Annotated in this window: 8 protein-coding genes; 3 read left to right on the forward strand and 5 right to left on the reverse strand. The window is 40.9% G+C overall.

Annotation, left to right across the window (positions count from 1 at the left end):
• The first annotated feature begins 175 nt into the window (after positions 1 to 175).
• Complete coding sequence (locus Q0R88_RS09275; RefSeq protein ID WP_295715339.1) at positions 176 to 2,986, forward strand: prolyl oligopeptidase family serine peptidase; 2,811 nt, start codon at positions 176 to 178, stop codon at positions 2,984 to 2,986.
• 98 nt (positions 2,987 to 3,084) lie between these two features.
• Here the strand turns inward: Q0R88_RS09275 and Q0R88_RS09280 are convergent, their stop codons facing one another.
• Genes Q0R88_RS09280 through Q0R88_RS09290 form a run of 3 tightly spaced genes read right to left on the reverse strand, consistent with a single transcriptional unit; the run spans position 3,085 to position 8,778 of the window.
• Positions 3,085 to 4,632, reverse strand: a complete 1,548-nt coding sequence (locus Q0R88_RS09280; protein WP_295715341.1) for a dihydrolipoamide acetyltransferase family protein — start codon at positions 4,630 to 4,632, stop codon at positions 3,085 to 3,087.
• 43 nt (positions 4,633 to 4,675) lie between these two features.
• Entirely contained in the window at positions 4,676 to 5,923 is a 1,248-nt protein-coding gene (locus tag Q0R88_RS09285; RefSeq protein ID WP_295715342.1) for a competence/damage-inducible protein A, read from the reverse strand.
• A 5-nt stretch (positions 5,924 to 5,928) separates the two neighbouring features.
• Positions 5,929 to 8,778 (reverse strand): putative LPS assembly protein LptD, encoded by a 2,850-nt coding sequence (locus Q0R88_RS09290; protein ID WP_295715344.1) that lies wholly within the window; start codon positions 8,776 to 8,778, stop codon positions 5,929 to 5,931.
• Positions 8,779 to 8,830: 52 nt separating this feature from the next.
• Between Q0R88_RS09290 and Q0R88_RS09295 the strand changes: the two genes are divergently transcribed.
• Together Q0R88_RS09295 and Q0R88_RS09300 are read left to right on the forward strand one after the other, a co-directional pair.
• A complete protein-coding gene (locus tag Q0R88_RS09295; protein ID WP_295715346.1) occupies positions 8,831 to 9,736 on the forward strand; it encodes an N-acetylmuramoyl-L-alanine amidase in 906 nt (301 codons plus the stop codon).
• 131 nt (positions 9,737 to 9,867) lie between these two features.
• Positions 9,868 to 10,812, forward strand: coding sequence for an MlaD family protein (locus Q0R88_RS09300; RefSeq protein ID WP_295715348.1), 945 nt, complete (start codon positions 9,868 to 9,870; stop codon positions 10,810 to 10,812).
• Between the two features lie 753 nt (positions 10,813 to 11,565).
• Here the strand turns inward: Q0R88_RS09300 and Q0R88_RS09305 are convergent.
• Together Q0R88_RS09305 and Q0R88_RS09310 are read right to left on the reverse strand one after the other, a co-directional pair.
• On the reverse strand, positions 11,566 to 12,477 hold the full coding sequence (locus tag Q0R88_RS09305; RefSeq protein WP_295715349.1) for a ribonuclease Z: 912 nt from the start codon (positions 12,475 to 12,477) through the stop codon (positions 11,566 to 11,568).
• 21 nt (positions 12,478 to 12,498) lie between these two features.
• Positions 12,499 to 12,876 (reverse strand): STAS domain-containing protein, encoded by a 378-nt coding sequence (locus tag Q0R88_RS09310; RefSeq protein WP_295715351.1) that lies wholly within the window; start codon positions 12,874 to 12,876, stop codon positions 12,499 to 12,501.
• Positions 12,877 to 12,905: the final 29 nt, after the last annotated feature.

Below are 12,905 nucleotides of genomic sequence, written 5' to 3' on the forward strand. Positions count from 1 at the left end.
TCCTTTCTCCTTTCTCCTTTCTCCTTTCTCCTCTCACTTTCTCCTTTCTCCTTTCACCTTTCTCCTTTCTCCTTTCACCTTTCTCCTCTCACCTTTCTCCTTGTTTGTAACTTTCCCGTGGCTAATTTTAATAAACCGGCTATTTTGAGCATATTTAATGCTTAACAAGGTTGATATGGGTAGAATTTTACTAATTATTTGTTTATCAGCAATCTGCTTTAATGCATCTGCCCAAAAGACCTCTAAAAAACCATTAGATCATTCTGTATTCGACGGATGGCAAAGCATTAGCGATCAGCGCATCAGCAATGATGGTAAATGGATTTTATATGTGATAAAACCGCAGGAGGGCGATGCCGAACTGGTGATCACCAGCTCAAAAAACACCGGCAATGTTCATATCCCAAGGGCTGATACTGCACGTTTTACCAGCGATGGCAAATTTGCAGTATTCCGCGTGAGGCCGTTTTATAAAGATACCCGCCAGGCTAAAATCAAAAAGAAAAAACAGGCAGAATTCCCCAAGGATACCCTGGGGTTTATCTCGCTGGCAACCAAAACCATTACAAAAATCCCCGCTGTGAGGAGTTTTAAAATTGCCGAGAATGCTGATGTTATCGCCTACCTCGCTGTAGGCGATACGTTAAAAAAGCCGTCATCAAATGATACTTCAAAAAAAGCGATAAGTACAACAATTACGCCGCCTACCCGCGAGGGTACTGATCTCACCGTAAAACAATTAACGGGCAACATAATCCATACGTTTAAATATGTTACCGACTACCAAGTAAGTAAAAATGGCAAACTGGTAGTATTTGCCATTACTGCTCCGGTAAAACAAAAGGAAATTATCTCGGGATTATATGTGTTTGACATTGATAAAAACAAAGTTAAAGCCATCAGCACAGGCAGGGGCAATTATCATAGTATCGCTATTGATGATGCCAGCCGGCAGGTAGCTTTTGCGGCAGAGAAAAATCCAGAGAAAGCCCTGGTGAAACCATTTAAACTATATTACTATAACTTAACCAGGGACAGCGCTACGGTGATTGCCGCTGAAGGCCTGGAAACTATGCCCGCCAAATGGGCGGTGAGCGGAGACGGAAAGGTTTATTTTAGTAAAAGCGGTGCCAATTTATTCTTCGGCACTGCCCCTATCCCCAAACCTGCGGATACCACCATTGTTGATTTTGAAGTGGCCAAACTTGATATCTGGAATTACAAGGATGATTACCTGCAGCCGCAACAGCTTAAAAACCTCCAAACCGAACTGAAGAGAAGTTACCTGGCAGTTATCCGTCCCGAAGATCCGGAATCTAAACAAGTGCAATTAGGCAGTAAGGCCATACAGGAAGTTTTTGTAGCCGAAAATAAAAACGCCCGGTATGTTTTAGGAGTAACCGATACCGGCGCACGTGTACAATCGCAATGGGAAGGCGATACCAAACAACAGGCCATTTTAATAGATACAAAAAGCGGCAATAAGAGATTAATCAGTTCGGGGGTAAAGGCCCGATACAGAATCTCCCCGGATGGCCGGTATGTAATCTGGTTCAATTTTAATGACCAGCAATGGTACAGTTATACCATCAGTACCGGTACCAAAACCAACCTTACAAGTTCAATCGCCACCAAACTGGGCGATGAATTGAATGATGTTCCCAATTATGCCTCTGATTATGGTTTGGCCGGATGGACAAAGGACGACAAAGCGGTACTGATATATGACAGGTATGATATCTGGAGTATTGACCCTGCGACTGGTGTTGCAACCAATTTCACAAATGGCATCGGTCGTAAAAATAAATTGATCATCAGGTATAACATGACCGATCCAGAACAAAAATTCATTCCCTCAAAACAGGTAATGTGGTTATTGGCCCAGGATGAGGAAACCAAACAATGGGGATATTTTGTAAAAACTCCCGAAAGCAAAAGTGCCTCCGAAAAGGTGAACATGGGTAAATTAAGCTATAGCGATTTAACCCGGGCTAAAAATGCAGCCATTTACATCTACACTAAAAGCAACTATGAGTTGCCTCCCGATCTTTATGTATCAACCGACTTAAAAAAGGAGATAAAGCTAAGTGACATCAACCCCCAACAGGCCCAATACAACTGGGGTACAGCAGAGCTGGTAACGTGGACTACTCCAAAGGGCTATAAATCAAAAGGCATTTTATATAAACCAGAGGATTTCGACCCAAATAAAAAGTACCCGATGATCGTTTATTTTTATGAAAAACTATCTGAGGGCCTTTATAATTATATAGCTCCTGCCCCAACCCCTTCGCGTTTACCTATTTCTTTTTTTGTGAGTAACGGGTATTTAGTTTTCGCACCGGATATCAGCTATGAAAACGGCCATCCAGGCGCGTCAGCGGTTGAATTTATTAACTCGGGTGTTGAATCATTAAAGAAAAATGCATGGGTTGATGGCGCCCATATTGGCCTTCAGGGACAAAGCTGGGGAGGTTACCAGGTGGCATACCTTATCACCCAAACCAATATGTACGCCGCGGCATGGGCAGGTGCACCAGTGGTAAACATGACATCAGCATATGGGGGCATCAGGTGGGAATCGGGCGTTAACCGGCAGTTCCAGTACGAAAAAACACAAAGCCGCATAGGTGCTACACTTTGGGAAAAACCAGAACTATATATTGAAAACTCACCGTTGTTTCAGTTACCCAAAGTGCAAACCCCGGTCATGATTATGAGCAATGATGCCGATGGCGCAGTTCCGTGGTACCAGGGAATAGAAATGTTTACTGCCTTGCGCCGCCTTAATAAGCCTGTTTGGCTATTGCAATACAATGGCGAAGCCCATAACCTGGTACAACGCCAAAATCGTAAGGATATCACTATTCGCGAGCAGCAGTTTTTTGATCATTACTTAAAAGGCGCGCCTATGCCGGTTTGGATGGCTAAAGGTGTGCCCGCCGTGGATAAAGGGAAAGATTGGGGATTTGAGTTAGTGAAATAGTATGGCAAATAGAGTGTTGCGGACACTTTTAACAAAAGCTCTATAATGCAAAAAACAGGCTGATTTAGCCTGTTTTTTGCATTATAGATAGTGATGAATTATATCTCTCTGTTCAAATCCCATTTCTCAAGGTAATCGGCAACTCTGCGAACAAATGACCCGCCCAATGCACCGTCAACTACACGATGATCGTAGGATAACGACAGGAACATCATATGCCTTATTGCGATAACATCACCCTCGGGAGTTTCAATTACAGCCGGTTTTTTCTTGATGGCGCCAACAGCCAGGATAGCTACCTGCGGCTGATTGATAATTGGGGTACCCATCACATTACCAAACGAACCTACGTTTGTAATAGTAAAGGTTCCGTCTCTTACATCATCCGGTAACAGCTTCCCGATCCGGGCCCTGTTTGCAAGGTCATTAACCGCTTTGGTTATTCCAAGCAGGTTTAATTGGTCGGCCTTTTTTATTACAGGCACAATAAGGTTACCACTTGGCAAGGCCGTTGCCATGCTGATATTGATATTAGCCTTTTTTATGATCTGCGTACCACTTACCGTAATATTGATCATCGGAAAATCCTTGATCGCTTTAACAACAGCTTCAATAAATATCGGGGTAAATGTTATTTTTTCGCCCTCCCGCTTTTCAAAGCTGTTCTTTACTTTTTCGCGCCACAACACCAGGCTGGTTACATCAGCCTCAACAAAAGAGGTAACATGCGGCGAGGTTTGCTTACTCATTACCATATGATCGGCAATAAGGCGGCGCATCCTATCCATTTCAATTATTTCATCACCACCCGAAACCGAAGTTGCCGGCAATGACTGGGCTATACCAGCTTTTTCTGTTTCAGGTTCGGCAGCTTTTTGCGGCGTTGCAACTGGTGCCGGTTCATTTACAGGCAAAGTTTCCCTTTTGGGTTCAACAGAACCATTGGCACTGATGCCTTGAATTAATTCCGCAGGCCGTTCTGTATTTTTAGCTGTTGCAAATACATCTGGCTGTATCACAGTTTGCGCAGCAGGCGATTGCTTATGTTGAATATAACTTAACAGATCATCTTTAGTTAACCGGCCTTCCGAACCAGTTCCGGGTATACGATCAAGTTCATGAACGCTAATACCTTCCTGGCTGGCAATATTGCGTACCAGTGGCGAATAAAATCTGCCTTCGCTTTTGAACGTTTGCTCCTGGGCCGAAGTGCTTAATTGCTCCAACTGAGCAATACCAGGTATATCAATAGGTGTATTGGATTCTTGTTCTGGTGCTACAGCCTCTTGAACTTCAACAATCGGAGTTACGGGAGCTTGCTCAGTTACTGTAACAGATGGGGCTAAAGGGGCTTCATGAACCGGCGGCGCAGGAGCTATTTCAGGCTCAGCGGCCACTTCTTTTTCTTCAGTTTCTATAATTGCAATTACCGCACCTACCTGCACTACATCATCAACCTGGTAAAATTGTTGAACCAATTTACCAGATACCGGGGAGGGCACATCTGAATCAACTTTATCAGTTGCAATTTCCATTACTGCTTCGTCGGCATCAACATGATCTCCTGGGCTTTTATTCCATTTAATTACGGTTGCTTCCGCAACGCTTTCACCCATTTTTGGCAATAACAGTTGGTATTTGGCCATTTTTACAGTTTATACTTTTGCTCAAAATTATGAATTTTGAGCCTTAATCTGCAACTTCTGTTAGTAAAGTATTCAACATTGATAAAGCCATTACAGCACTCCGTTCAATGTTTTGTTGCCTTTTATTGCCGAATGTGTATTTCTTTATTAACATTTTACCCATGCCAGAAACCGCAATCCACACTGTACCAACGGGTTTATCAACAGTACCTCCATCCGGCCCCGCCACTCCTGTTACGGATATGGCAAAATCCGACTTGAAATTTAATAGCGCGCCGTCTACCATTTCTTTCACGGTTTGTTCACTTACGGCCCCAAATTGCTCAATCGTTTGGTGTTTTACCCCCAGTATATGTTCTTTTAATCCGTTGGAGTAAGTAACTCCACCGCCCAAAAACACTTTTGACGAGCCTGGGTGCTGTGTAAATAAATGCGAAATATATCCGCCGGTACAACTTTCGGCAATGGATAAGGTGAGGCCTCTTTCGGTCATCTTATCAAGGATAGCTTTTTCTAAGGCAATATCCTTATCAACCACAAAAACAGCACCTATCCGTTCAATGATCTTACCGGCAAAAATATCAACTTGCTTTTGAAGTGATTCCTCATCTTCGCCAAAAGCGCTTAAACGCAGTCTAACCTGACCTAATTTAGGCAGATAAGCCAATTTAATATAAGGGGGGAGCTCGTTTTCGATATCGGCAATCCGTTCGGCTAAAAATGATTCCCCCTCGCCCACTGTTAAAAGTGTTGTATGAATGATGGATGGCAGCTTAAAATTAGCCATTATTTTAGGTAACACCTCACCTTCCATCATGTACATCATCTCGAAGGGTACGCCGGGCATTGAAATATAAATAACACCTTCATGGTTAAACCACATACCCGGTGCTGTGCCGTTCTTGTTTAATATGATCTCGCAATTAGCAGGAACCTGAGCCTGCAGCCTGTTAACATCAAGTAAAGGGCGGTTGTATTTAGCAAATATGCGCTCCACATTTTCAAGCGCCTCCTTGTTTTCAACAAAACCAACACCAAAATATTCGGCCAGTGTTTTCTTGGTGATATCATCCTTTGTTGGCCCTAAACCACCGGTAATAAATATGATTTTTGCACGTGTGGCAGCTTCGGCCAGGGCTTTCAGTATATGATCTTTATCGTCAGATACCGATGAAATTTGTTTAACCCTGATACCTATTTTATTCAACTCCCTGGCCATCCAGGCCGAGTTGGTATCAACAATTTGCCCAATAAGTATTTCGTCGCCAATGGTTATAATCTCTGCCAGCATATTTATTAATAAAAATTCCTGCTACTTGAATAATCGTTTCGTTTGCTCAGTTTTAAATCCTGTAAAATAGTTGATTTAACCTTTAAGGTAACATTATATGATTTTAAGTAACCAAATGGCACCCATTGAAACGAAAGATCCCAGCAATGCAAATCGCGATAAATAGAAAATGATGTTGCGCTGCTTAATTTGGCCGCCTTAAAATCATAGTTAGTAGAGTACTGTATTTTCCATTTTTGCGTGATACTTACATCACCGCTAATCATAAGCGTATTACTTGTTGATACCTGGTTAAGAAAATTACTATAGCTGTAGCTATAATTTAAGGAGATATTCCATGGCACATTAAAATCCACATAGGAGTTAGGATCGCTGTTAATCAATGCTAACCGTTGAGCTTGTTGCGCGCCTATATTTTGCAAGGTGTTAACATTAGGCGTTCCCGGAGCTTTTGCCGAAGTGGAATTTAAACTGCCGCTCATAGAAATACTAAGCGCGTTTAATTGCGGAAACTGACCGTTAGACCATCTGTACTTATTAACAAGAGTGCTGGTACGTACTATAGTATTATTTGAAATAGAATCACGAACGTTAACCACATAGGGGTTAAATGAACCGCTGAAACTAACATTCACCTTTTGTTTAAACAATGCGGTGTGACCAGAAAATTGAATATTTGACAGTTTAAGTGAATCCGCAGCGAAGTTATAAAAGGTTGAAAAAGACAAACCCTGCAGCAGCGTTATCTTCCTATCTGTACCTGATGTATCGGTACTTTTAGCTTTTAATTTGGCCTCAATGGTGTTATCCAATGCAAAGCTGATACCAGCCTGCTTACCGCTTGATGGATAGCCGTAAACCCCGTTTTCAAAAATAGAGTATTTTTGATAGGTGTAAGGATAAGGGATACTTGCCGTACTTACAGCGGTTTTATAATATCCATAACTTGGGTCCGAAAAATCGGGCGTATAGCCAAACCCGAGGGATGGCGTCATTACGTGCCTGATAGCTTTTAAATTACCATGCTTAAAATTCATGGTTCCGTATAACTTGGTTGATAAGCCGGTGCTCAGGCTGTAATTCCCGGCACGTTTAAACCCTTGCAAGGTATCAACAAGCAGCACATCTGAGCTGGAAATACTGCCACGCTCAAATCTTTTGTTAACTGATTGAAAATACCAGCGTTCGGTATAATTTACACTACTGTTAAACTGAAAATATTTAAGCACATTTAAACCCAAACTTACCGGGATCTGATGTTGAAAGCCATTTTGCAAACGCTTGGTAACCGTGCTTTTAAACAACTCCGATTCGGGAATATCATTTACTTTATTGGTAGCATTTAAATTATAGCTAACGGTTATTTTTTGATACCATTTTTGTTCTCCCACCCTATCTTTTGAATCGAACGGGTTGATTGACGACATACCAAAGGCTATTGTAGGTAACTCAATGGTAATTGTTTTACGGGCAATATCCTGGCTGTGCCCGATACCTACACTTAAGTTAAAAGGCGTACCGGCCCATGTTTTCCCGTAAGATATACTTGAACGCAAACTGCTTTGCGCGGCAGTCACCACGTTATAATTTGAGGTTGACGGGTTGCGGGAAAAATAACCCGAAGTACCTGCATTTACCGATGCGCTGAATGTTGAACCGGGATTGGCATTAGGATCCTGTGAATGGGTCCAGTCAATATGAATATCCTTCACCGGGGGATCGCCGGGCAACTGGTAGTTATGCGAGCCATAACTCAATGATAAATTACCAGTATATTTATAACGTACCAGGTATCTTGCAGTGGAGTTTACTTCATATGACCCTTTGGAGTAAATTGTACCCGTTGTGGTTAAATCCATATAATCGCTAAGGCCCAGGTAATAACCAAAACCCGCCAGTTTAAAGCCCAGCTTGGCATCTTCGCCAAAAGTAGGTAATATAACCCCGGATGTTCGCTGGTTGGGCTTTGGAAAAAAACCGAAGGGGATGGCCAAAGGCAGGGGTACTCCCTCGATCTCCAGGTAAGCCGGACCGGATATGATCTTGTTTTTTTCGCCAATACCCTTGGTTATCACAATACCAAAGTGTGTATCGGGATAAGGCAAATCGCAGGTACTGAAAATCACATTGCGATAAGCAACCTCGGTTTCATTTAATTTTTTTGCCTGCCCGCCAGATATAAAGTTACCTTCCTGCTCTGATGCGGGATTATAAAGTTTCCCTTTTTTGGTTGTGTAATTAAATAACAACGAATCTGATGCTATAGGCTTTTCGTTTTTTGATTTGGATAATGGCCTGCCAACGTAACGCTTGGTGCGGGGATCAATACTCCCGCTTGCAAAAATCAGGTGATTTTTCTGATCAACCCTTATATAATCTGCATCCAGCTCAAAATCTTCATAGGTTACCCTGGCCCGGCCATACAGGTATAAAATATCATGCTCGTTGTCAACAACGGTTGAATCCTCGGCTACAGCCTTAACTTCTGATTGTATGCCCCCACTTTTTTTAGTGGTATCATTTGCCGGCAACGCGCCTTTGCCTACAGGTGCAAGTTGCTTTCCATCTGCCTTTTTAATTTTAGGCGTATCTGCTTTACGAACGGTATCACCCGCGGGGGTTATATTGAAGGTATTGTTTAAGCCCTGGCCGTCGGCATTTTGAGTTGCCTTACTTTGCTTAGATTTCTTAACTTTAAGAAGTTTCCTATCTCTTGCCTTATTAGTGTCAAGTTTGATAATAGTATCTGCTACAGATTTGTGGCTATACCTGTTATATGTACCTTTGCTTTCAGCAACAAGTACATTTACCGTCAAAATAATTGCAAGCAGAAAAAAAAGAGATATGAATTTCAAAATTGATTATGAATAGTATTTTTGCAGATATAGTTAACAGCGTTCAAAAATAATGAAAAATAGGGCATTGAAAAGATTCATTTATAGTTTATCGGTTTTGCTGGCACTTGTTTCATGTTTTCCGGTTACATCTTATGGTTTTATAAAAGCAGATACTGTTATTAATAGCGGTTTTAAAATAAAAACTATTGTTATTGATGCGGGGCACGGTGGCAAACCTTCAAGCACAGAAGGTCATTTCTCTCATGGTGCATCCGGCTCTTTTTCTTCAGAAAGAAATGTAACGCTTGCCATTGCCTTAAAATTGCAAAATGCCATAGAAAAAGATATGACGGGCGTAAAAGCAGTTTTAACCCGTACAACAGAAGATGACGTTTCTTTTGAAAGACGCGCGGAAATTGCCAACGAAAACAAGGGAAATATTTTCATATCCATACACTGCAATTCATTATCTGACAGGCGCGTAAGGGAACAGGTGGGCACCAAACATCATAAACCAGTTTACCGAACGGTTAGCTTACCAGACCGTTCTGGCAAAGGGGTTTTATTATTGGTGTACGGATTGCACCGTTCTAAAGAGGAAGAAAAGACGATTATACACAACCAGGTTGAAGAAGACTCTGGAATGGATGCCGGCTTAGACCCCGATGACCCTATCACCATCATTTTAACCAATGAGTATAAAAGAAAATTCAGGCAGCAAAGCATAAAGCTGGCCACGTTAATTAACAACGAGTTTGTGCAAACAGACGGCCGCCCAAGTGAAGGCTTAAGGGAGCAGGGTATATATGTGTTATGCCATACCGCAATGCCCTCGGTTTTAGTAGAAACCGGTTATATAAATAACCCTAAAGACGAAGAATACTTAAACTCGGAAGATGGACAAAATGAAATTGTAAGTTCAATAGTACGCGCTTTATTAAACTATAAAAACGAAGTTGAAAAGGTATCGCAATAATAAAAGCATTTACTTTGCGTTTTCTGCCAAACTTAAGTAGCAGGTTAAACGTATATTAAAAGTTAACAAATATTGCTCCTGGTACAAGCAAGTGCCCTCAAAGAATTTAAACAACATCACAATCTTACTTAATGAAAATTTCAAACGAAACAAAAATTGGAGCACTTACGGTAATTTCCATTACTATACTTATTTTAGGATATAGTTTTTTAAAGGGTAACGATGTTTTTTCGGGATCAAATAAATTTTATGCAGTTTATAACAGTGTTGAAGGCTTAGGCGTATCAAAACCTGTGCTGGTTAATGGATTCCAGATTGGTAGGATCTCTAAAATGGAACTTCAACCAGATGGCCGCACCATCGTAGAATTTAAAATTGAAGAAAAATACGATGTACCAAACAACACCCTTGCAAAGCTGGAAAGCACCGACCTGTTGGGGAGTAAAGCTATAGTTTTTGAACTGGGCAACAGTAAAATACTTGCCGAAAACAAAGACACCTTGAAGGCTGATATACAGGGAAGCCTGGCCGAAAGCCTGCAGCCAATTCAAAAAAAGGCCGAACAGTTAATGACAAAGCTGGATTCATCCCTGGCAGCTATCAACAAAATATTGAATCCAAACTTTCAAAAAAATGTTGACCGCAGCTTCATGAGTATTGCAAACTCATTGCAAACATTAGAAGGTGTTACCAAAAAGATCGATAATTTGGTGGGTACGCAAACAACCCACATTGATGCCATACTTTCAAATGCCGAAGTTGTATCTGCTAATTTAAAAACCAGCACGATACACGTAAACGGCATCACATCCAATTTTGAAAAGGTTAGTAATGATGTTGCCGCATCAAACATTAAAAACACACTGGATAACGCTAACAAAGCCATGGCCGATTTGCAGGCTGCTATTGCAAGGATAAATACCAACCAGGGTACACTTGGTTTGTTAATGAATGATGATAAGGTTTATAAAAACCTGGCTGATGCATCAAACAACCTGAATAACCTGTTCATTGACTTGAAAGCGCATCCAAAACGCTATGTAAGTTTCTCTGTTTTTGGTGGTAAAAAGGACTAAAAACAATATCGCGATATAAGATAAAAAGCTGAACAGACGATATCTGCTCAGCTTTTTATTTTTTAGTTATAGGCTGTATGGGCCTCTTTTACAAACAACTTTATAAAAGAAGGCTCTGGGACTTTGCAGGGTCAGGATTGTTAGCAAGAGTCAAGATTGCTTTTTTAATAAATCAGTGGCGTAGCCACGGCTCATATTGTAACAACGGATTTTAATCCGTTGAAAAAGAAGCAGCACATAAAAAGAACCATAGCTTCGGCCCATATACTCTGCTGTTAACTGTTATTTAGCATATAATCAATGGGAAATTCCGGTATCTACTTAAATATGCACCGTGCCTACGGCACTCATTTTTATTTGGTTTATAAGCAACGGATTAAAATCCGTTGTTACAATATCTTTGAGCCAATGGCTCTTTAAAAAAGATAATTAACCGGGCATTCGAATCTTAGAGGCTGTCTAAAAACAAATAAATAGATCGTCATTACTGTAAGGTACGAAGCAATCTCTACATAGGCAGATTGGCCCTGTAGAGCCCCTCTGTACAGCTTAGAGATTGCTTCGTGCCTCAGCAATGACGTGTAGATATGTGCTTCATTAGAAGTATAAAAACATTAATAAATCAAATTTAAACAGCTTCTTAGAGCCCGTTAAAGAATGACTTTTAATGTCCAACTTTCAAACAGTTGAAAAGGGCGGATTAAAGTTTAATTTTTAGATTTCCCTGATTGTGCGAGAGCCGTTTCAGGTCTGTTATATATTAAATATTCTTCCTTCAATGGCCAGTTCAGTTTCGGGGAAAACGCTCTTAGCTTCATCCAATAACTCATTCAGGGTTTTATACCGGGCAGAGAAGTGGCCAATCACCAATCTTTTGGCATTTGTTTTTAATGCAACTTCACCGGCCTGTAATGCGGTAGTATGATGGGTATCATTTGCCCTATCCAACATATCATTTAAAAAGGTAGCCTCATGGTATAGCAGTGTAGCGTTCGCTATCTGTTTAAAATATTGCTCACCGTACAAAGTATCTGAACAATAAGCATAAGATTTAGGCTCGTCAGAATCAATGGTTAGGTCCTCATTCTTATAAACCTTCCCGGATGGTGAAGTATAATCGGCACCTTTTTTTAGGGCAGTAAAATACGGCACCGGGATCTTTATTTCTTCTATTACCTCCTTACGCAGCTTCCTTAACCGTTTCTTCTCTCTGAAGACAAAACCGGTGCAATCGATGCGGTGATTTAGCGGAATTGTTTCTACAACGATATCATTATTATCTACAATAACTTCGGCTTTTTGAGCGTTGGTTTGTGTAAACACCAAAGGGAAATGCAATGTAGTTTCTGAATATTTTAATTGCAGATCAATGATCTCCATTAAATGCGGAGGGCCAAAAAGATAAAGATTTTTTTTTCGTCCGTTTAGATGCATGGACGACAGTAGTCCTACCAGGCCCAGGTAATGGTCGCCATGCAGGTGGCTTATAAATATATAATCGATACGGCTTGCTTTGATATCAAAACGCAGCATTTGCTGTTGAGTACCTTCGCCGCAATCAACTAAGTACAAGTGCTCATTAATATTGAGCACTTGTGCTGAAGGATTTCTGTTAAAAATGGGAGTGGCCGAACTGCTTCCAAGTATTGTTAACTCAAATTTCATACCCGGGAAACAATCATTGGATTATCTTGATTCTTTTTTTAGTTCCTTTTCAATCTCTTCCATAAAAATAAGGTCGATGCCTTCTTCAGAAGTTGGAACTATAGTGAGTACGTTATCCAGTTGAGATATAGTTATTAAACGCGAAACAGCGTCATTTAAACCAGCGAGTATAAAAACGCCGCTGGCGTTTTTACATAAACGATGACCTACCAACAAGCTGCTTAAGCCGGATGAATCCGCAAATTTTACTTGTGAAAGATCAAGAATTATATTTCTTTGTCCTTCCGTATTGATCAATATCAACTCGGATTTCAACTGAGGAGTTACTAATGAATTCAATTTTGATTCATTGAGTTTCACCAAAATGTATTTCTCGTGTTTATCGACAGCAAATTTCATTCTTCCTGGGATTATTAAGCTAAGATAAG

This window comes from Mucilaginibacter sp., assembly GCF_025362475.1.
Classification (GTDB): domain Bacteria; phylum Bacteroidota; class Bacteroidia; order Sphingobacteriales; family Sphingobacteriaceae; genus Mucilaginibacter.